The 21280-nt window shown below is 58.4% G+C and carries 20 protein-coding genes; 16 read left to right on the forward strand and 4 right to left on the reverse strand.

Annotation, left to right across the window (positions count from 1 at the left end; genetic code table 11):
* Positions 1 to 35 precede the first annotated feature (35 nt).
* Positions 36 to 1022: a taurine ABC transporter substrate-binding protein gene (gene tauA, locus GNF76_RS13450; RefSeq protein ID WP_155583638.1), complete on the reverse strand. Its 987-nt coding sequence runs from the start codon at positions 1020 to 1022 to the stop codon at positions 36 to 38.
* A 369-nt stretch (positions 1023 to 1391) separates the two neighbouring features.
* On the opposite strand from tauA, the gene GNF76_RS13455 reads away from it, so the two are divergent.
* From GNF76_RS13455 to GNF76_RS13490, 8 genes are all read left to right on the forward strand, one after another.
* On the forward strand, positions 1392 to 2720 hold the full coding sequence (locus tag GNF76_RS13455; RefSeq protein ID WP_155583639.1) for an OprD family porin: 1329 nt from the start codon (positions 1392 to 1394) through the stop codon (positions 2718 to 2720).
* A gap of 271 nt (positions 2721 to 2991) precedes the next feature.
* The gene (locus GNF76_RS13460) at positions 2992 to 3630 is read left to right on the forward strand and encodes a peroxiredoxin (RefSeq protein WP_155583640.1); all 639 of its coding nucleotides are present in this window, start codon (positions 2992 to 2994) and stop codon (positions 3628 to 3630) included.
* 282 nt (positions 3631 to 3912) lie between these two features.
* Positions 3913 to 4506 carry an NADPH-dependent FMN reductase gene (gene ssuE, locus GNF76_RS13465; RefSeq protein WP_155583641.1) on the forward strand — a complete coding sequence of 198 codons (594 nt, stop codon included), beginning with the start codon at positions 3913 to 3915 and terminating at the stop codon, positions 4504 to 4506.
* Between the two features lie 92 nt (positions 4507 to 4598).
* Positions 4599 to 5567 (forward strand): sulfonate ABC transporter substrate-binding protein, encoded by a 969-nt coding sequence (locus tag GNF76_RS13470; protein ID WP_155583642.1) that lies wholly within the window; start codon positions 4599 to 4601, stop codon positions 5565 to 5567.
* A 25-nt stretch (positions 5568 to 5592) separates the two neighbouring features.
* A complete protein-coding gene (gene ssuD / locus GNF76_RS13475) occupies positions 5593 to 6741 on the forward strand; it encodes an FMNH2-dependent alkanesulfonate monooxygenase (RefSeq protein WP_155583643.1) in 1149 nt (382 codons plus the stop codon).
* A gap of 9 nt (positions 6742 to 6750) precedes the next feature.
* Positions 6751 to 7539 (forward strand): aliphatic sulfonate ABC transporter permease SsuC, encoded by a 789-nt coding sequence (gene ssuC, locus GNF76_RS13480; RefSeq protein ID WP_155583644.1) that lies wholly within the window; start codon positions 6751 to 6753, stop codon positions 7537 to 7539.
* Complete coding sequence (gene ssuB / locus GNF76_RS13485; RefSeq protein WP_155583645.1) at positions 7536 to 8342, forward strand: aliphatic sulfonates ABC transporter ATP-binding protein; 807 nt, start codon at positions 7536 to 7538, stop codon at positions 8340 to 8342. The genes ssuC and ssuB overlap by 4 nt, the downstream gene beginning before the upstream one ends.
* A 28-nt stretch (positions 8343 to 8370) precedes the next feature.
* A complete protein-coding gene (locus GNF76_RS13490; protein WP_003213899.1) occupies positions 8371 to 8586 on the forward strand; it encodes a TOBE domain-containing protein in 216 nt (71 codons plus the stop codon).
* A gap of 129 nt (positions 8587 to 8715) precedes the next feature.
* On the opposite strand, the gene GNF76_RS13495 is transcribed toward GNF76_RS13490, so the two are convergent.
* Positions 8716 to 9357 (reverse strand): TetR/AcrR family transcriptional regulator, encoded by a 642-nt coding sequence (locus GNF76_RS13495; RefSeq protein ID WP_155583646.1) that lies wholly within the window; start codon positions 9355 to 9357, stop codon positions 8716 to 8718.
* 220 nt (positions 9358 to 9577) lie between these two features.
* Positions 9578 to 10954: a glutamine synthetase family protein gene (locus tag GNF76_RS13500; protein WP_003213894.1), complete on the reverse strand. Its 1377-nt coding sequence runs from the start codon at positions 10952 to 10954 to the stop codon at positions 9578 to 9580.
* Positions 10955 to 11232: 278 nt separating this feature from the next.
* Here GNF76_RS13500 and GNF76_RS13505 point away from each other — a divergent pair, with 278 nt between their 5' ends.
* The 8 genes from GNF76_RS13505 (at position 11233) to GNF76_RS13540 (ending at position 20478) form a co-directional block, all read left to right on the forward strand.
* Positions 11233 to 12012 carry a gamma-glutamyl-gamma-aminobutyrate hydrolase family protein gene (locus GNF76_RS13505; RefSeq protein ID WP_155583647.1) on the forward strand — a complete coding sequence of 260 codons (780 nt, stop codon included), beginning with the start codon at positions 11233 to 11235 and terminating at the stop codon, positions 12010 to 12012.
* 39 nt (positions 12013 to 12051) lie between these two features.
* On the forward strand, positions 12052 to 13410 hold the full coding sequence (locus GNF76_RS13510) for a glutamine synthetase family protein (protein ID WP_155583648.1): 1359 nt from the start codon (positions 12052 to 12054) through the stop codon (positions 13408 to 13410).
* A 57-nt stretch (positions 13411 to 13467) separates the two neighbouring features.
* Positions 13468 to 14832, forward strand: coding sequence for an aspartate aminotransferase family protein (locus GNF76_RS13515; protein WP_155583649.1), 1365 nt, complete (start codon positions 13468 to 13470; stop codon positions 14830 to 14832).
* A 200-nt stretch (positions 14833 to 15032) separates the two neighbouring features.
* Positions 15033 to 16127, forward strand: coding sequence for a polyamine ABC transporter substrate-binding protein (locus GNF76_RS13520; RefSeq protein ID WP_155583797.1), 1095 nt, complete (start codon positions 15033 to 15035; stop codon positions 16125 to 16127).
* Between the two features lie 240 nt (positions 16128 to 16367).
* A complete protein-coding gene (locus tag GNF76_RS13525; protein WP_155583650.1) occupies positions 16368 to 17462 on the forward strand; it encodes a polyamine ABC transporter substrate-binding protein in 1095 nt (364 codons plus the stop codon).
* 75 nt (positions 17463 to 17537) lie between these two features.
* Positions 17538 to 18680: an ABC transporter ATP-binding protein gene (locus GNF76_RS13530; RefSeq protein ID WP_155583651.1), complete on the forward strand. Its 1143-nt coding sequence runs from the start codon at positions 17538 to 17540 to the stop codon at positions 18678 to 18680.
* Positions 18677 to 19597, forward strand: coding sequence for an ABC transporter permease subunit (locus GNF76_RS13535; protein WP_155583652.1), 921 nt, complete (start codon positions 18677 to 18679; stop codon positions 19595 to 19597). Before GNF76_RS13530 ends, GNF76_RS13535 begins: the two co-directional genes overlap by 4 nt.
* Positions 19594 to 20478: an ABC transporter permease subunit gene (locus GNF76_RS13540; protein WP_155583653.1), complete on the forward strand. Its 885-nt coding sequence runs from the start codon at positions 19594 to 19596 to the stop codon at positions 20476 to 20478. Before GNF76_RS13535 ends, GNF76_RS13540 begins: the two co-directional genes overlap by 4 nt.
* Positions 20479 to 20606: 128 nt before the next feature.
* Here the strand turns inward: GNF76_RS13540 and GNF76_RS13545 are convergent, their stop codons facing one another.
* Complete coding sequence (locus tag GNF76_RS13545) at positions 20607 to 21248, reverse strand: HD domain-containing protein (protein WP_155583654.1); 642 nt, start codon at positions 21246 to 21248, stop codon at positions 20607 to 20609.
* Positions 21249 to 21280 lie beyond the last annotated feature (32 nt).

A 21280-nucleotide genomic window follows, 5' to 3' on the forward strand; every position in this document is an offset into this window, starting at 1 on the left:
GCCGCTCCCACCGTATTGTTTGCGGTGTGCCAGGTTTACTCGCTAATAAATTTCCCCGTCACATACGCCGAATAGTCCGGCAGCACTGTCTCCACCTTCCCTTGTTCCTTCAAAAACTTCGCCGTTTCCCCAACCGCCTTCGCTGTGCCGCCGTTGAGCAAGGCATCGGTTTGTTGCGCCTGTGCATTGGGAAAGTCAGAGCCGGCCAGCAACTCAGGAATGTCAGCCGCATTGGCGCCTGTCAGTTTGGCGATTTTCTGCACGGGTACTGAATCTGCCGTCCAGCTGGATTTATGGGCCGCATAGTCGGCAAAGGAATCCAGGGTGACCTTGGCAAACTTGGCCACTACGTCAGGATGTTTTTCGGCGAAGTCCTTGCGTGCGACCCACACCTCAAAGGTCGGCGCGCCCCACTGACCCACTTGGGCCGCATCTGTCAGGGTCTTGCCGGTCTTGCGGATCTCTCCCAGGGCGGGCGACCACACAAAGGCGCCGTCAATATCCCCACGTTTCCAGGCGGCGGCAATTTCTGCCGGTTGCAGGTTCACGACTTTGACTTTCGAGGTGTCCAGGCCCCAATGCTTCAAGGCCCCGAGCAGGCTGTAATGAGAGGTCGAGACAAACGGTGTGGCGATGGTTTTGCCGATCAGGTCTTCGGGTTTGTCGATGCCGCTGCCGTTGCGCACCACCAATGCTTCAGAAGCATTGATCTGTGCCGATACGATAAACGCCACGATCGGCAAGTTACGTGAGGCCGCCGCTGCGAGAGGGCTGGAGCCCAGGTTGCCGATTTGTACATCGCCGGAGGCAATGGCGGTCACGACGTCGGGGCCGCTGTTGAAACGACGCCAGTCGATCTTTTGGCCGATGGTTTTTTCGTACAGGCCGTCTGCCTGGGGCACTTTGCTGGGGTCGATGCCAGTTTGATAGCCAATCGTAAGGTTGGCCGCCTGGATGCTGAAGGAAAGCGCTAGCGATACAAAAACTGTAACAAATTGACGGGAGGATATCCGTTTGGCCATGATGGCGTCGCCTTTTTGATCGTGAGTGACGTATGAACCTTTATGTCAACACTAAACGATCTAAAAAAAGGCCAGCAAATACCCTTTAGGAATTAGCTTATGGAGCGGCACTTCCCTTCTCGGACCGCCCGCCCCATGGAAAGTGATATTCCTGGATCGTATGAAAAAGGATGAAATAAGTCTTTTTGGGTGTATGAAAAACTCATTACCCTGCAAGGACCCAATAACTGCGATTAGACGAAGGTAGTAGACACACAAGGTTACGATTGACTTGTCAGTCACTATCTGGCGCTAATCGCGCATCTGTGGATCAAGGGCGTCAGACCCGAGACCAAGAAACACAAAAATTAGAAATGAGAGGAGCGGTACATGAAGAAGTCCACATTGGCGTTGGCTGTGGCTGTAGGGGCAATCGCCCAGCAGGCAGGCGCCGCTGGTTTTATCGAAGACAGTAAGGCCACTCTGGGTCTGCGTAACTTCTATATCAACACTGACAACCGTGACGGTACTGGTGCGAACAAGAACGAAGAGTGGGGCCAAGGCTTCGATCTGCGTTTCATCTCGGGTTACACCCAAGGTACTGTTCAGTTCGGTGTTGATGCTATCGGCCTGTACGGCGTGCGTCTGGATTCCAGCCCTGCCAAGAGCGGCAACGCAAGCGGTTCGGCTTCCGGCGGCACGATCTTCCCAAGCGACGGCAATAAAGGTGCAGTTCCAGACTACGCCAGCCTGGGTCTGACCGGTAAGGTCAAGATTTCCCAGACCGAGCTGAAAATCGGCACCCTGCAACCGAACAACCCGGTCATCAAGACCAACGACGGTCGTCTGTTGCCACAAACCTTCCAGGGCGGCCAGATCACCTCGAACGAGATCAAGGACCTGTCTCTGGTTGTTGGTCAGATCGAGCACGCCAAAGGCCGTAACTCCAGCAACAACGAAGGCCTGTCGCTGGCGGGCGCCAACGGCGGCTCCAACTACGATGCCGGTAACTTCGTCAACAAGTTCTACTACGCGGGTGCTGACTATAAAGTCACCAAAGACCTGACCGCGTCGTACTACTTCGGTGAGCTGAAGGACTTCTACTCGCAGAACTTCCTGGGCCTGGTCCACAACTGGGCTATCGGTCCTGGCGTCCTGAAAAGCGACTTGCGCTACTACCGCAGCCGTGACAACGGTGCCAACGGTGACACTGCTGGTTACTACACCACCGGTTACTACGGCAACAAAGTCACCAAGGGCAAGGTCGACAACGACCTGTACAGCTACCTGGCTCTGTACTCGGTTGAAGGTCACACCTTCGGCGCTGGCTATCAGTACACCAAGGGTGACAGCGATTTCCCTTGGCTGAACCAGGGTGACGGTTCGTCGAACAGCACCACCACCGACATGCAGATCCAGAAGTTTGCCCGTGCTGGCGAACGTACCTGGCAAGCTCGCTACGCCTATGACTTCGCCAAGATTGGCGTACCTGGCCTGACCGCCGGTGTGATCTACCTCAAAGGCAACAACATCGACACTTCCGTCGGCAGCAAAAGCGAATGGGAACGTGACCTGACCCTGGCTTACGTTGTTCCAGAAGGCCCGTTGAAAAACCTGGGCGTAGCCTGGAAAAACGCGATGTGGCGTACCGACCTGGCGAACACTCGTTCCCAGGACGAAAACCGCCTGATCGTCAGCTACTCGATCCCGCTGTTGTAAGACTGTAAACCTTGCCCGGCGCAATGCCGGGCAAGGTGTCTTGCTTTTCAAGTCGGGCTCAACCCCCGCAAGCCCTTCCTGAATCCTCTTTTTACAGCGTCTCAAGGCCTTCTCGAACCTTGAAGTGGATGTTGATCCTCGCTCGTTCCCAGGTCCAGTGAACACATTTTTAATATTCCTTTATCGTCTAAATAAATCGATATTTATTCTTTTTAAATAATCCGGTATGCAGGCACAGTGGGCTCCATAAGCACCCATCAGGAGCCACACCATGAGCCTACGATTGGGCGACATCGCCCCCGACTTTGAACAGGATTCCAGCGCCGGCAAGATTCGTTTCCACGAGTGGCTGGGCGATAGCTGGGGTGTGCTGTTTTCTCACCCGGCGGACTTCACCCCGGTGTGCACCACTGAGCTTGGCTTCACCGCCAAGCTCAAGGACGAATTCGCCAAACGCGGCGTCAAGGCCATCGCCCTCTCGGTAGACCCGGTGGATTCGCACCACAAGTGGATCGAAGACATCAACGAAACCCAGAACACCGTGGTCAACTTTCCGATCCTGGCCGATGCCGATCGCAAGGTTTCCGACCTGTACGACCTGATCCACCCGAACGCCAACGACACCCTCACCGTACGCTCCCTGTTCGTGATCGATCCGAACAAGAAGGTGCGCCTGACCATCACCTACCCGGCCAGCACCGGCCGCAACTTCCACGAAATCCTGCGGGTCATCGACTCGCTGCAGCTGACCGACAACTACAAAGTCGCCACCCCGGCCAACTGGCAGGACGGTGATGAGGTGGTGATTGTGCCGTCGCTCAAGGACGAGGAAGAGATCAAGAAGCGCTTTCCGAAAGGGTATCGGGCGGTGAAGCCGTATCTGCGGCTGACGCCTCAACCGAATCGTTAAGGCTGATACCGCTATCGCGGGCAAGCCCGGCTCCCACAGTTGACCGCATTCCCCTGTGGGAGCCGGGCTTAAGTTGCAAACTGAATCACAAAGCAGGGGTTTTCAGGCCGTTTCGACGGCCTTTTTTTTCGCCCGGCGATTATGTTTTTGTATATTCATTTAAAGAATAAACAAATGAAAAAATGAGATTTATAGATATATAAATTGACTGATATGGTCTGTTCCATCTTGGCGCCATCGCCACATAGCGAACCGCCGACACTTGCTCAAGGAATTTCCTACATGCTGGTCGTAACACTTGGTGGCAGTCCCAGCCAACGCTCCCGCTCCGGGGTTTTGCTGGAGCATTCCCGGCGCTGGTTGCAGCAGCAGGGTGTGGAGGTGGTGAGTTATCAGATACGGGACTTCCCGGCCGAAGACTTGCTACACGCGCGTTTCGACAGCCCGAAAGTCATCGACCTGCTGCAACAAGTGGCCAACGCCGACGGCCTGGTGATCGCCACGCCGGTGTACAAGGCCTCGTTTTCCGGAGCGCTGAAAACCCTGCTCGACCTGCTGCCCGAACGCGCCCTGGCCCACAAAGTGGTATTGCCGATGGCCACCGGCGGCAGCATTGCCCACATGCTCGCGGTGGATTACGCCTTGAAACCGGTGCTGTCGGCGCTGAAAGCCCAGGAATTGCTCCACGGGATTTTTGCCGAAGACAGCCAGATCGCTTACGGGGAAGGCAGCGCCCAGGCGCAACTGGTGCCGATCCTCGAGCAACGCTTGAGCGAGGCCCTGGAGCAGTTCTACAGCGCCATGGCCCGCCGGCCGAAACCCCTTGACCCTCATGTGTTGAATGAACGTTTGTTGAGTGCTCGCTGGAGCATTTGAGCTTCGCGCTGATTTAGAAACACTCACCTTACTCAGCCGCCAACGGCCAAGCAGGTGCAGCCAACACCCTCATCGCATATTTGGAGAGCGCCATGCGCACTGTCATCTTGCGTCGTGGTCTGGTCGCACTGTTTGCTGCGGCTGTGTCCTTCGGCGCCATTGTTCAAGTTCAAGCGGCCGAAACCTTGCGGATCGGTTATCAGAAATACGGCACCCTGGTGCTGCTCAAGGCCAAGGGCTCGCTGGAAAAGCGCTTGGCCGAGCAGGGCGTGCAGGTGCAATGGACCGAGTTTCCTGGTGGCCCGCAGTTGCTGGAAGGGCTGAACGTCGGCTCCATCGACTTCGGCGTGACCGGTGAAACCCCACCGGTATTCGCCCAGGCGGCCGGTGCCGACCTGCTTTACGTCGCCTACGAGCCGCCAGCCCCTACCAGTGAAGCGATCCTGGTGCCCAAGGATTCGCCGATCAAATCGGTGCAAGACCTCAAGGGCAAGAAAGTCGTCCTCAATAAAGGCTCCAACGTGCATTACCTCTTGGTGCGCGCCCTGGAAGACGCGGGCCTGAAATACACCGACGTGCAGACTGTATTCCTGCCGCCCGCCGATGCCCGCGCCGCGTTCGAGCGTGGCAGTGTCGACGCCTGGGTGATCTGGGACCCGTACCAGGCTGCCGCCGAGAAGCAACTGCAAGCCCGCACCCTGCGTGATGGCACCGGTATCGCCGACAACCATCAGTTCTATCTGGCCACCAAGCCTTATGCCGAAAAACATCCGCAAGTGATCAAGGCGCTGGTGGAAGAAGTGCGCGCGGTGGGTGAATGGTCCAAGGCCAATCCGCAAGAAGTGACCGCCCAGGTCGCACCGCTGCTCGGCCTGCCGGCTGATATCACCCTGACTTCCGTGAAACGCCAAGGCTACGGTGCGTTGTTCCTGACCCCGGAAGTGGTGGCCGCGCAACAGAAAATCGCTGACAGCTTCTACCAACTCAAATTGATCCCCAAACCCTTGAGCATCAAGGACGTGATCTGGACCCCACCCGCCGCCGTTGCCAAAGCGCCGTAATCCGACTTCTTCAGGAGACAACTCCATGAGCCTCAATATTTTCTGGTTCCTGCCTACCCACGGCGACGGCCATTACCTTGGCACCGCCGAAGGCGCCCGCGCCGTCGATCACGGTTATTTGCAGCAAGTGGCCCAGGCGGCAGACCGCCTGGGTTTCGGTGGGGTACTGATCCCGACCGGGCGTTCTTGCGAAGATTCGTGGCTGGTGGCGGCGTCGCTGATTCCGGTGACCCAGCGCCTGAAATTCCTTGTCGCGCTTCGCCCGGGGATCATTTCCCCAACGGTGGCGGCGCGTCAGGCGGCGACCCTGGATCGCCTGTCAGGTGGCCGCGCGTTGTTCAATCTGGTCACGGGTGGTGATCCGGAAGAATTGGCCGGCGACGGTCTGTTCCTGAGCCATGAAGAGCGTTATCAGGCGTCGGTGGAGTTCACCCGGATTTGGCGCCGCGTACTTGAGGGCGAAACCGTCGACTACGACGGCCAGCACATCAGCGTCAAAGGCGCCAAATTGCTCTACCCGCCGATCCAGCAGCCACGCCCGCCGCTGTATTTCGGTGGCTCCTCCGAAGCCGCCCAGGACCTGGCAGCCGAACAGGTGGAAATGGTCCTGACCTGGGGTGAACCACCTGCCGCCGTGGCGGAAAAAATTGAACAGGTGCGGGCCAAGGCTGCCAAGCTCGGGCGCACTGTGCGTTTCGGGATTCGCCTGCATGTGATCGTGCGCGAGACCAACGCCGAAGCCTGGCAAGCCGCCGACAAGCTGATCTCTCACGTGGACGATGAAACCATCGCTCGCGCCCAGGCCTCCCTGGCGCGTTTCGACTCCGTAGGCCAGCAACGCATGGCCGCGTTGCATGGTGGTAGCCGCGATAACCTGGAAGTCAGTCCCAATCTGTGGGCGGGCGTTGGCCTGGTGCGAGGCGGTGCCGGCACGGCGCTGGTGGGCGATGGCCCGACCGTGGCCGCACGGGTCAAGGAATACGCGGACCTGGGCATCGACACCTTTATCTTCTCCGGTTATCCACACCTGGAAGAATCGTATCGGGTGGCCGAGCTGCTGTTCCCGCACCTGGACATCGAGCGTCCGGAGCTTCCAAAAAGCGCCGGCTATGTCAGCCCGTTCGGCGAGATGGTGGCCAACGATATCCTTCCCAAAGCTGCGTCCCAGAGCTGAGGCGCCGCCATGAACCTTGAAAAGCTAAGCCATCGATTGGCGCCTTGGGCGCTGCCGGTCCTGTTGCTGGCGATATGGCAGTTGTCGGTGTCTGCCGGCTGGTTATCGACACGAATCCTGCCGGCTCCCAGCGCCGTGATCGAAGCGGGCGTCAACCTGGTCCGCAGCGGTGAAATCTGGACCCACCTGGCGATCAGTGGTTGGCGTGCCGGCCTGGGGTTTGTGATCGGCGGCGGTATCGGCCTGGCCTTGGGCTTTATCACCGGCCTGTCGACGTGGGGCGAGCGCCTGCTGGACAGCTCGGTGCAGATGATCCGCAACGTGCCGCACCTGGCGCTGATTCCGCTGGTGATCCTGTGGTTCGGCATCGACGAAACGGCGAAGATTTTCCTGGTCGCCCTCGGCACGCTGTTTCCGATTTACCTCAACACCTATCACGGCATCCGCAACGTCGACCCGGCGCTGGTGGAAATGGCCCGCAGTTATGGCTTGTCCGGATTCAGTCTGTTCCGCCAAGTGATCCTGCCGGGTGCCTTGCCTTCGATCCTGGTAGGCGTGCGCTTTGCCCTGGGCTTTATGTGGCTGACCTTGATCGTTGCGGAAACCATCTCGGCCAGTTCCGGCATCGGTTACCTGGCGATGAACGCCCGTGAATTCCTGCAAACCGACGTCGTGGTGCTGGCGATCGTGCTGTACGCCGTACTCGGCAAGCTGGCGGACCTGGCGGCGCGTGGCCTGGAGCGCGTCTGGCTGCGCTGGCATCCGGCCTATCAAGTGAGTAAAGGAGGTGCGGCATGACCGCTCAACAACCTCCACGCCTGCTGCGGGGGATTCCGCTGGCGGTGCACAAGTTGCGCAAGTCGTTTGGCGCTCGTGAAGTGCTGAAGGACATTGATCTGCACATTCCGGCAGGCCAGTTCGTTGCGGTCGTTGGCCGTAGCGGCTGTGGCAAAAGTACGTTGCTGCGCCTGCTGGCCGGTCTGGACAAGGCCAGCGGCGGTGAGTTGCTCGCCGGCTCCGCACCGCTGAGCGAGGCCATTGAAGACACGCGGCTGATGTTCCAGGAAGCGCGCCTGCTGCCGTGGAAAAAGATCATCGACAACGTCGGTCTTGGGCTCAAGGGCCATTGGCGTCCCCAGGCTTTGGAAGCGTTGGAAGCGGTGGGCCTGGCCGAACGTGCCAATGAATGGCCGGCGGCGTTGTCCGGTGGCCAGAAGCAACGCGTTGCCCTGGCTCGCGCCTTGATTCACCAGCCGCGCCTGTTGCTGCTGGACGAACCCCTGGGCGCGTTGGATGCCCTGACCCGGATCGAGATGCAGCAACTGATCGAGAACCTCTGGCGCAAGCACGGCTTCACCGTATTGCTGGTGACCCACGATGTCAGCGAAGCCGTGGCCATTGCCGACCGGGTGATCCTGATCGAAGACGGTGAAGTCGGCCTCGACCTGCACGTGGAGCTGCCACGCCCGCGGGTCCGTGGCTCCCACCGCCTGGCAGCCCTGGAAACCGAAGTGCTTAACCGTGTGCTGTCGCTGCCCGGCTCTGCGCCGGACCCCGAACCTGTTTCACCGCTGCCTACGCAATTGCGTTGGGCTCAATAACTCACTTGTCCCCTGAAGGAAGAAGACCATGACTATTAAAGCCATCAACGTGCGTAACCAGTTCAAAGGCACCATCAAGGAAATCGTCGAAGGCGACGTGCTGTCGGAAATCGATGTGCAGACCGCGTCTGGCATCGTGACGTCGGTTATCACTACGCGTTCGGTGAAAGAGTTGGAGCTGGTGATTGGCAGTGAAGTGATCGCGTTCGTGAAATCAACCGAGGTGTCGATCGCCAAGTTGTGACCAAACGGTTCCTGTCGCTCTTGAAACCGTTATCGCAGGCAAGCCAGCTCCCACATTTTGATTTGTGAACTCATTCAAATGTGGGAGCCGGGCTTGCCCGCGATAAGGCCGGAACAGGCCAAACATCACTCAGGGCGCAGCCACCCGCTTAGGCAAAAACACCGGCAAATAAAGCCCCACATACGCATCAAACACCCGCATCCCTTCCTCCTCCATGCGCGGCGTGATCTGCCCGTGCTGCTGCACCGAGCGCGCATATACGCGGTCGCTCAGCTCCAGGGCCAGGGCGAAGACGGCGACGTCAGTGGGCAAGGCCGGCACTTCGAAGTGGCGGTTGAACACTTCGTACATCAAGTCCCCCAACTCCAGATCATGCTGGCGGTCAGCCTGCATGACCTCGGTCAGTCCGTGCTGGGCGAGGATCAACTGGCGAGCGGCGGCATCCTTGCTGTAGATGCTGAGCATGCGTTGTTCTACAACGCGGGACAGATCGCGCCAGTGGTTGAGTGTTGCGTGATCGATAGGGGCTTGCAGCGCCGCGCGGAAAGCGGCGTGGACATCAGCGGTCAGCGCTTCCAGCAACGCCGGTACGCTGGCGAAGAAGTGGTACACCGACGACGGCGGAATCTGCGCCCGTTCGGCCACGCTGTAGATCGACAGACTGGCCACGCCTTCGGCGGCCAGCAAGGTGCGGGCGGCGTCGAGGATCGCGTCGATCCGGGCCTGGCTGCGGGCGCGGGGTTTGCGAGGGGCGGCGGGGCGGGTTGTCATGGATGTCTCCTACAAAGCAGAGGGCATTGTATGAGCAGGGAGGTGTGTTGTCTTCAAAGCCGCCATCGCAGGCAAGCCAGCTCCCACCTTTGAATGAGTTCACAAATCAAAATGTGGGAGCTGGCTTGCCTGCGATGAAGTCACCTCGGGCTACCTGATCAACCCCAAAAAAAACGCCGCAGGCCAAAAGCCTGCGGCGTTCTTTTTTTACTGCAACCGCTTACACGGTATGCAGGTACCAGTTGTACTCAAGGTCAGAGATGGAGTGTTCAAACTCTTCCAGCTCACTTTCCTTACAGGCGACGAAGATATCGATGTATTTAGGATCGATGTACTTGGCCATCACCTCACTGTCGTCCAACTCGCGCAGGGCATCGCGCAGGTTGTTCGGCAGGCTTTGCTCGTTCTGCTCGTAGCTGTTGCCTTCCACCGGAGCGCCCGGTTCGATCTTGTTGGTCAGACCGTGATGCACGCCCGCCAGGACCGAAGCCATCAGCAGGTAAGGGTTGGCATCGGCGCCGGCCACACGGTGTTCGATACGTACGGCGTCGGACGAACCGGTCGGTACGCGAATCGCCACGGTGCGGTTATCCAGGCCCCAGCACGGCGAGTTCGGCACGTAGAACTGTGCGCCGAAACGACGGTAGGAGTTGACGTTAGGGCACAGGAACGCCATTTGGGCGGGTAGGGTCTCCAGCACACCGCCGATCGCGTGACGCAATGCGGCGTTCTGCTCGGGATCCTCGCTGGCAAAGATGTTCTTGCCGTCCTTGTCCAGGATCGAAATGTGTACGTGTAAGCCGTTGCCTGCCTGGCCTGGGTAAGGCTTGGCCATGAAGGTGGTGTCCATCTCATGGTCGTAGGCGATGTTCTTGATCAGACGCTTGAGCAGTACCGCGTAGTCGCAGGCCTTTATAGGGTCGGCAACGTGGTGCAGGTTCACTTCGAACTGCGCCGGGGCACTTTCCTTGACGATGGCGTCGGCAGGGATGCCTTGCTCTTTTGCACCTTCCAGAATGTCCTGGAGGCAGTCGACGTATTCATCGAGGTCGTCGATCAGGTAGACCTGTGTCGAGTGCGGGCGTTTGCCGGAGATCGGCGAGCGGGGCGGTTGTGGCCGGCCATTCACGTTCTCCTGGTCGATCAGGTAGAACTCAAGCTCGAATGCGGCGCAGATGGTCAGACCGAGGTCGTCAAATTTGCTTACAACTTGGCGGAGCACTTCGCGAGGATCGGCGAAGAAAGGTTCACCTTCGAGTTCGTGCATGGTCATCAGCAATTGCGCGGTTGGGCGCTTTTGCCAAGGTTCATTGCACAGGGTGTCGGGGATTGGATAGCAGATTCGGTCAGCATCACCGATATCCAGACCCAGGCCGGTGCTTTCCACCGTCGAGCCGTTGATATCCAGGGCAAATAGAGAGGCAGGCAGGTTGATGCCTTTCTCGTAAACCTTGTGGAGGCTGGTGCGTTCGATGCGCTTACCGCGCACCACACCATTCATATCCGCAATTAGAAGGTCTACGTACAGAACCTCAGGATGATCCTTAAGGAACGCGTTCGCTTCGTTAAGCTGAACGGCACGCGGGGGTACCGACATGATGCAACACCTTTGTTGTTAAAAATATCAATCATTGATCTCTTCGGGTTTCAGTCAACCCGAACGGCATGCCGAAGTCAAGCGAGGCCTTTTTTGCCCTAAAAAAGCGCCTTGAGGGCATTTTTGTGGCTTTTTGGGGCGATTTTTTGTGTTTGGGGGCCTTGGACCCAGCACGCTTGAGCGGGCCGTGTTGTATTTTTTACGGGGGTGTTGTGTAAAAAAATGAACAAGGCTAAGCTCGATTCAAACCCATAACAGCAATAATACCGGGGTGCTTCATGTCTCGCCTGCCGTTAATCGGCGTCACCGCCTGCTCCAAACAGGTCGGTCTGCATGCTTATCACATCAGTGGCGACAAATACGTCCGTGCCGTGGCCACCGCTGCCAAGGGCTTGCCATTGATTATTCCGTCTTTGGCGGATTTGCTCGCGCCGGCCAATATTCTTGACGGCCTGGACGGCATTCTTTTTACCGGTTCACCTTCCAATATCGAGCCCTTTCACTACGACGGTCCGGCCAGTGCGCCCGGGACTGCTCATGATCCTGCACGGGACCAAACCACCTTGCCGTTGATCCGCGCCGCCCTGTTGGCAGGCGTTCCGGTACTGGGGATTTGCCGTGGTTTCCAGGAAATGAACGTGGCCTTCGGCGGCAGCCTGCACCAGAAGGTTCACGAAGTGCCGGGCATGATGGATCACCGTGAAGACGACACCCAGCCACTGGAAGTCCAGTACGGCCCGGCGCACCCGGTGACGATCTCCCCGAATGGGGTATTGGCAAGCCTGGGGCTGCCAGAGACGATCCAGGTCAACTCGATTCACTCCCAGGGCGTTGATCGACTGGCACCGGGTTTACAGGTTGAAGCGACAGCTCCGGATGGCTTGATCGAAGCCTTCTCGGTGAAAGAGGGCAAGGCTTTTGCTTTAGGAGTGCAATGGCACCCCGAATGGCAGGTAAGCTCTAACCCGCACTATCTCGCGATCTTCCAGGCATTTGGCAACGCCTGTCGAAAGCGGGCGATGCAACGCGACGCGGATACTGCGTCAACCAACGCCTGACCTTTAATGGACGTCAGGAAACACAGCCCAGAGGCATTTATGAGTAACAACCTCGACCAGCTCACCGATTGGTTGAAAGACCACAAGATCACAGAAGTCGAATGCATGATTGGCGACCTCACCGGTATCACCCGGGGCAAGATCTCGCCGACCAACAAGTTCATCGCCGAAAAAGGCATGCGCCTGCCCGAGAGCGTTCTGTTGCAGACCGTGACCGGCGACTATGTCGAAGACGACATCTATTACGAACTGCTCGACCCGGCTGACATCGACATGATCTGCCGCCCGGACGAGAACGCGGTATTCCTCGTGCCCTGGGCCATCGAGCCTACGGCCCAGGTAATCCACGATACCTACGACAAGCAGGGCAACCCGATCGAGCTGTCGCCGCGCAACGTGCTCAAGAAAGTTCTCAAGCTCTATGCCGACAAAGGCTGGCAGCCCATCGTGGCGCCGGAGATGGAGTTCTACCTGACCAAGCGCTGCGAAGACCCGGACTTCCCGCTGCAACCGCCGATCGGCCGTTCCGGGCGCCCGGAAACCGGTCGCCAGTCCTTCTCTATAGAAGCTGCCAACGAATTCGACCCGTTGTTCGAAGACGTCTATGACTGGTGCGAACTGCAAGAGCTGGATCTCGATACCCTGATCCACGAGGACGGCACGGCGCAGATGGAAATCAACTTCCGTCACGGCGATGCTCTGTCCCTGGCCGACCAGATCCTGGTGTTCAAGCGCACCATGCGCGAAGCGGCGCTCAAGCACGACGTGGCGGCCACCTTCATGGCCAAGCCGATGACCGGCGAGCCCGGCAGCGCCATGCACCTGCATCAGAGCATCATCGACATCGCCACGGGCAAGAACGTTTTCTCTAATGAAGACGGTTCCAAGAGCGAGCTGTTCCTGCACCACATCGGTGGCCTGCAGAAATTCATCCCCGAGCTGTTGCCGCTGTTCGCGCCCAACGTCAATTCGTTCCGCCGCTTCCTGCCGGACACCTCGGCACCGGTGAACGTGGAATGGGGCGAAGAAAACCGCACCGTCGGCCTGCGCGTACCGGACGCCGGCCCACAAAACCGTCGGGTGGAAAACCGCCTGCCGGGTGCTGACGCCAACCCGTACCTGGCGATTGCCGCCAGCCTGTTGTGTGGCTACATCGGCATGGTCGAAGGCATTAACCCAAGTGCGCCAGTGGTCGGCCGTGGTTATGAGAGACGCAACCTGCGCCTGCCGTTGACCATCGAAGACGCCTTGGAGCGTATGGAAAACAGCAAGACCATCGAGAAATACCTGGGTCAAAAATTCATCACAGGCTACGTCGCGGTCAAGCGGGCCGAGCATGAAAACTTCAAGCGCGTGATCAGTTCGTGGGAGCGGGAATTCCTGCTCTTTGCCGTCTGATGCGCCGGGTGCGGCTGTCAGACGCCGCACCTTCACCTGCTACTTTTGGAGATTGGTATGACTAGCAACAACCCGCAAACCCGTGAATGGCAAGCCTTGAGCAATGATCACCACCTGGCGCCGTTCAGCGACTTCAAGCAATTGAAAGAGAAAGGCCCCCGGATCATCACCAAAGCCCACGGTGTGTACCTGTGGGACAGCGAAGGCAACAAGATCCTCGACGGCATGGCCGGCCTGTGGTGCGTGGCGATCGGTTACGGTCGCGATGAACTGGCTGACGCCGCCGCCAAGCAGATGAAAGAACTGCCGTACTACAACCTGTTCTTCCAGACCGCCCACCCGCCGGTTCTGGAGTTGGCCAAGGCGATCTCCGACATCGCCCCGGCAGGCATGAACCATGTGTTTTTCACCGGTTCCGGCTCCGAAGGCAACGACACCATGCTGCGTATGGTCCGCCACTATTGGGCGATCAAAGGCCAGCCGAGCAAGAAAACCATCATCAGCCGCAAGAACGGCTACCACGGTTCCACCGTGGCCGGCGCCAGCTTGGGCGGCATGACTTATATGCATGAACAGGGCGACTTGCCGATCCCGGGCATCGTCCACATCGCCCAGCCGTACTGGTTCGGCGAAGGCGGCGACATGAGCCCCGAAGAGTTCGGGGTCTGGGCGGCCAACCAGTTGGAAGAGAAGATTCTGGAACTGGGCGTGGACAACGTCGGTGCCTTTATTGCCGAGCCGATCCAGGGTGCCGGCGGCGTGATCGTGCCGCCAGACAGCTACTGGCCGCGCATCAAGGAAATCCTCGCCAAGTACGACATCCTGTTTGTCGCCGATGAAGTGATCTGTGGCTTTGGGCGCACCGGTGAATGGTTCGGTAGCGATTTCTACGACCTCAAACCCGACATGATGACTATCGCCAAGGGCCTGACCTCGGGCTACATCCCGATGGGCGGCCTGATCGTGCGCGATGAGGTGGTCGCGGTGCTGAATGAAGGTGGCGATTTCAACCACGGCTTCACCTATTCCGGTCACCCGGTGGCGGCTGCGGTCGCTCTGGAAAACATCCGCATCATGCGCGATGAAAAAATTGTCAGCCGCGTTCACGACGAAACGGCACCCTATTTGCAGAAGCGTCTACGTGAGCTTGCCGATCACCCGCTGGTGGGTGAAGTGCGCGGTGTTGGCATGTTGGGTGCGATTGAACTGGTGCAGGACAAGGCCACACGCAAGCGTTATGAAGGCCGTGGCGTCGGCATGATTTGCCGCACGTTCTGCTTCAATAACGGCCTGATCATGCGCGCCGTTGGCGACACCATGATCATTTCGCCGCCGCTGGTGATCACTAAGGCTGAAGTTGACGAGTTGGTCACCAAGGCGCGCCACTGCCTGGACCTGACCTTGGCGGCATTGCAAGGCTAAGTGCTAGGCTCAGTGCGGAGTCGCCTGCAAGGGGCTCCGTCTGGAAACGTTATAAATGTAGGGCTTTGGTTGAAAGCCGGCCCTTGAACTTGCCAGACTGTCGCCCTGTTTTGTTGCCCTTCAACAGGCCACTCAACACTGTAAAAAAGCTGTGGCCCAAAAAAGAAAAATTGGAGCATGACCGAATGAAGGCATTAGGTTTGAAGAACGCTGGCAAGACCCTCCTGGCCTTGTCCCTGATGGGGGCGATGGCAGGCGCGGCACAGGCCGACAATAAAGTACTGCACATCTATAACTGGTCCGACTACATTGCACCGGACACCATCGCGAACTTTGAAAAAGAGTCCGGGATCAAGGTGGTCTACGATGTGTTCGACAGCAACGAAACCCTGGAAGCCAAGTTGCTGGCCGGCAAATCCGGTTATGACATCGTTGTGCCGTCGAACAACTTCCTGGCCAAGCAGATCAAGGCTGGCGTTTACCAGGAGCTGGACAAGTCCAAGCTGCCTAACTACGACAACCTGAACAAATCGCTGCTTAAAGCCGTGTCCATCAGCGACCCGGACAACAAGCACGCCTTCCCTTACATGTGGGGCTCCATCGGCATCGGCTACAACCCGGAGAAGGTCAAGGCTGCACTGGGTGTCGACAAGATCGACTCCTGGGACGTGCTGCTCAAGCCAGAGAACATTGCCAAGCTCAAGAGCTGTGGTGTGAGCTTCCTTGATTCGCCAACCGAAATGCTGCCGGTGGCGTTGCATTACCTGGGCCTGCCGACCGACACCCAGAAGAAAGAAGACCTCAAGCAAGCTGAGGCACTGTTCCTCAAGCTGCGTCCTTCGATCGGTTACTTCCACTCCTCCAAGTACATTTCCGACCTGGCCAACGGCAACATCTGCGTAGCCGTCGGTTACTCCGGTGATATCCAGCAGGCCAAGTCCCGTGCTGCTGAAGCCGGTGGCAAGGTCAAGGTTGCCTACGACATTCCGAAAGAAGGTGCAGGTAGCTTCTACGACATGGTCGCCATCCCTAAAGATGCTGAAAACGTCGACGCCGCCTACAAGTTCATGAACTACCTGCTCAAGCCTGAAGTGATGGCCGCGATCACGGATAGCGTGCGTTTCCCTAACGGCAACGAGAAGGCGACCGCTCTGGTCGACAAGAGCATTACCAGCGACCCAGGCATCTACCCGCCGGCTGATGTGCAAGCCAAGCTGTATGCCATTGCTGACTTGCCCGCTGCAACTCAGCGTGAAATGACGCGCAGCTGGACCAAGATCAAGTCCGGTAAGTAACACCTCTGTAGCCGCTGCCGCCAGGCTGCGATGGGGCCGAAGGTCCCCAGCGATGGCAAGAGCGCGTCGGCCTCGCCATCGATCGCAGCCTTCGGCAGCGGCTACAGGGAATTTGAACCACATAAAAGTTTTGCCGGATCGGTTTATCGAGGGTAAGTTGCGCGCCGGTTTAAAAGTCGAGCGGGTTTACTACCGTGCGACCCGGGCAACTTGGGCCCAACTATTCAAGAGGACCTCCACTTGCCAATTTCTTTATTTCGCAAAGCCTTGCTGGTGGGTGCAGGTATCACGCTGGCTGTCAGCGTGCAGGCCGCGCCGACCGTGCATATTTATAACTGGTCGGACTATATCGGCCCCGACACCTTGGCCAACTTTGAAAAGGCCACCGGCATCAAGCCGGTCTACGACGTGTTCGATTCCAACGAAACCCTGGAAGGCAAACTCCTGGCCGGCCGTACCGGTTATGACGTGGTGGTGCCGTCCAACCATTTCCTCGGCAAGCAGATCAAGGCCGGGGCGTTCCAGAAGATCGACAAGTCGTTGCTGACTAATTACGCCAACCTTGACCCGGCGTTGCTCAAGCGCCTGGAAAAGAACGACCCGGGCAACCAGTACGCTGTTCCCTATCTATGGGGCACCAACGGCATTGGTTACAACGTCGATAAAGTCAAAGAAGTGCTGGGCGTCGACAAGATCGACTCCTGGGCCGTGTTGTTCGAGCCGGAAAACATGAAGAAGCTGGCCAGCTGCGGCGTGTCCTTCATGGACTCGGCGGATGAAATGCTGCCGGCGGTCCTCAATTACATGGGCTTGAACCCCAACAGCGAAAACCCGGCCGACTACAAAAAGGCTGAAGAGAAACTGCTGAAAGTGCGTCCTTACGTGACCTACTTCCATTCTTCCAAATACATCTCTGACCTGGCCAACGGCAACATCTGCGTGGCTGCCGGTTTCTCCGGGGATGTATTCCAGGCCAAGGCCCGTGCGGCCGAGGCTGGCAAAGGCGTGAACATCGCCTACGCGATTCCGAAAGAAGGCGGCAACCTCTGGTTCGACGTGCTGGCCATCCCCAAGGACGCCACCAACGTCAAAGAGGCCCACGCCTTCATCAACTATTTACTGCAACCTGAAGTGATCGCTCAGGTCAGTGATTACGTCGGTTATGCCAACCCTAACCCAGGGGCGGACAAACTGATGGAGCAATCGATACGCACCGACGAAGCGGTTTACCCACCGCAGGCGGTTCTCGACCGGACTTTTGTCAACTTCGAGTTACCCCCGAAAGTGCAACGTTTGATGACCCGTAGCTGGACCAAGGTCAAGACGGGCAAATAAGGCTTAAAGCTCAAACTATCCAAGGCTGGCCCGTATTGGGCCCGCTGCACTCTTTTTTTTCTGGGAGTTTCGTAAATGGCAGTTGCCTCCGGCGCCTATAAGAAAGCCCTCGAGGGCGACCAGACACCGAAAAAGGTGTTGGTCAAAATCGACCGGGTCACGAAAAAATTCGACGAGACGATCGCCGTGGACGATGTGTCCCTGGAAATCAAGAAAGGCGAGATTTTCGCCTTGCTCGGCGGGTCAGGTTCGGGCAAATCCACCTTGCTGCGCATGCTCGCAGGCTTCGAGCGCCCAACGGAAGGACGCATTTACCTCGACGGTGTGGACATCACCGACATGCCGCCCTACGAGCGGCCGATCAACATGATGTTCCAGTCCTACGCCTTGTTCCCCCACATGACTGTGGCCCAGAACATCGCGTTTGGCTTGCAACAGGACAAGATTCCCAAGTCTGAGGTCGACGCCCGTGTGGCCGAGATGCTCAAGCTGGTGCAGATGAGCCAGTACGCCAAGCGCAAGCCGCATCAACTGTCTGGCGGTCAACGTCAGCGGGTGGCTCTGGCGCGTTCCCTGGCCAAGCGTCCGAAGCTGTTGCTGCTGGATGAGCCGATGGGTGCGCTGGACAAGAAGCTGCGTTCGCAGATGCAGCTTGAGCTGGTGGAGATCATCGAGCGCGTCGGCGTGACCTGCGTGATGGTGACCCACGACCAGGAAGAGGCCATGACCATGGCCGAGCGCATCGCGATCATGCACCTGGGCTGGATTGCCCAGATCGGCAGCCCGATCGACATCTATGAAACCCCTACCAGCCGCCTGGTGTGCGAGTTCATCGGCAACGTCAACATCTTCGAAACCCAGGTGGTGGACGACGCCGAAGGTCACGCGGTGCTCAAGTGCGCGGACCTGGACCGCGACATCTACGTCGGCTACGGCATTGCCACGGCGGTAGAAGACAAGTCGGTGACCTACGCCATCCGCCCTGAAAAACTGTTGGTCACCTCCGAGATGCCGACCTGTGAACACAACTGGTCCAGCGGCAAGGTGCACGACATCGCCTATCTGGGCGGGCATTCGGTGTTCTACGTCGAACTGCCGAACGGCAAGCTGGTGCAATCCTTTGTCGCCAACGCCGAACGTCGTGGCGCACGGCCTACCTGGGGCGACCAGGTCTACGTGTGGTGGGAAGACGACAGCGGCGTGGTACTTCGCTCATGAACATGAAGAAGCTCAAGCGCCAGTTGCAACGAATAACCCCCGGTGGCCGGCATGTGGTCATCGGGATCCCTTTCCTCTGGTTGTTCCTGTTCTTCATGCTGCCGTTCTTCATCGTCTTGAAGATCAGTTTTGCCGAAGCCGACGTAGCGATCCCGCCGTATACCGAGATCTACACCTTCGTTGAGCAGAAACTGCAGTTGGTGTTGAACCTGGCCAACTACGCGATGCTGGGCGACGACGAGTTGTACATCGCCGCGTACCTGGGCTCGCTGAAGATGGCGTTTTTCAGCACGGTGTTGTGCCTGCTGATCGGCTACCCGATGGCCTACGCCATTGCCAGCGCCCGCAAGGAAATGCAGACCGTGCTGGTGCTGCTGATCATGATGCCGACCTGGACCGCGATCCTGATCCGCGTTTATGCGTGGATGGGCATCCTCAGCAACAACGGCTTGCTCAACGGCTTCCTGATGTCCATGGGGCTGATCAACGAGCCGTTGCAGATCCTCAACACTAATATCGCGGTGTATATCGGCGTGGTGTATTCCTACCTGCCGTTCATGATCCTGCCGCTGTACGCCAACCTGGTCAAACATGATGAGAGCCTGCTGGAAGCGGCATCGGACCTGGGTTCGAGCACCTTCAACAGCTTCTGGAAAATCACCGTGCCGCTGTCCAAGAACGGCATCATCGCCGGCTGCATGCTGGTGTTTATCCCGGTGGTGGGCGAGTTCGTGATTCCGGAACTGCTGGGCGGCCCGGAAACCCTGATGATCGGTAAAGTGTTGTGGCAAGAATTCTTCAACAACCGTGACTGGCCGGTGGCGTCTGCCCTGGCGGTGGTGATGCTGGCGATCCTGATCGTGCCGATCATTCTGTTCAACCGCAGCCAAGCCAAAGAGATGGAGGGCAAGATATGAAGCGCGTCAGTTTCTCAAGCTTCATGCTGGTGGCGGGGTTGTTGTTCATCTACCTGCCGATGCTGATCCTGGTGATCTACTCGTTCAACGAATCCAAACTGGTGACGGTGTGGGGCGGCTGGTCGATCAAGTGGTACGTCGGTTTGCTGGATAACACCCAACTGATGGGCTCGGTGGCCCGCTCCCTGGAAATTGCCTGCTATACGGCGGTGGCCGCAGTGGCGCTGGGTACGTTGGCGGCGTTCGTGCTGACGCGTATCAGCCACTTCAAGGGCCGCACGCTGTTTGGCGGCCTGGTGACTGCGCCGCTGGTAATGCCCGAGGTCATCACCGGTCTGTCGCTGTTGCTGCTGTTCGTGGCCATGGCGCAGATGATCGGTTGGCCCCAGGAGCGTGGCATCGTCACTATCTGGATTGCCCACACGACGTTCTGTGCGGCGTATGTGGCGGTGGTGGTGTCGGCACGTTTGCGTGAGCTGGACCTGTCGATTGAAGAAGCGGCGATGGATTTGGGCGCGCGGCCGTGGAAGGTGTTCTTCCTGATCACCATCCCGATGATCGCGCCGTCGTTGGCGGCGGGGGGGATGATGTCCTTCGCGCTGTCTCTGGATGACCTGGTACTGGCCAGCTTTGTGTCCGGCCCGGGCTCCACGACCTTGCCGATGGAAGTGTTCTCGGCGGTGCGCCTGGGGGTTAAACCGGAGATCAACGCCGTGGCCAGCCTGATTCTGCTGGCGGTGTCGTTGGTGACCTTCCTGGTGTGGTTCTTCAGCCGTCGTGCCGAAGAGCTGCGCAAGAAAGCGATCCAGCAGGCCATCGAAGAAGCGGCGGCTGATGGCTGGAAACAGCCGGATGCGCGTCGGGCGCAAGCCCCGGTCTAATTGACTGGACCGGTTTGAAAATGTGGGAGCTGGCTTGCCTGCGATGAGGTCCTGTCAGTTGGCATATCTGCCGACTGATCCGCCGCCATCGCAGGCAAGCCAGCTCCCACACTGCTGCAGATTGTGTTTCAGGCGCTCCAAGGCGACTTGCGAATCACCTCGACAAAGTTCATCGGCTTGAACCCCGGCTCCTGATCCACCAGCACATCCGTCTTCACGTTGCCAAACGTGGTCTGCGGGCGATGGCGCAGGCCGTCGGCAAAGGCGCAGATGATGCACTCCTTGAACCCTTCACCGCGTGGATGCGCATGCACCACGGCTTCGCGCTGCACCTGAGTAAAGGCGGCGTATTCCATGCCCAGCACGTCCATTTCCACGCCTGCCGTGAGCAAGGCGACGGTAGGGCGCAGATGTTTGGGCACTCCCGGCGTGGTGTGCAGGGCGATGGATAACCAGACCTGTTCGATATCGTCATCGCTCAGCCCGTAAGGCTTGAGGAAGTCGGCGGCGGCATTGGCACCGTCTACTTCGAAGCGTTCGTCGTCGCTGCGGTGGCCTTCCACCAGGCCCAGGTCATGGAACATTGCTCCGACGTACAAAAGTTCTGGGTTGTAGGCCAGCTGCTGGCGCTCACCGCTCAAGGCGCCGAACAGAAATACCCGGCGGGAATGGTGGTACAACAGGTCGGATTCGATATCACGGATGTATTCAGTGGTAGCTTTGGCCAGGGCGCTGTCCGGGATCTTGATGCCGGCGATGGTGGTGCTCATGGTCGTTATCCTCAAGAAAGCGCCGGGTTGGC

It is taken from the genome of Pseudomonas spelaei (assembly GCF_009724245.1).
GTDB lineage: Bacteria > Pseudomonadota > Gammaproteobacteria > Pseudomonadales > Pseudomonadaceae > Aquipseudomonas > Aquipseudomonas spelaei.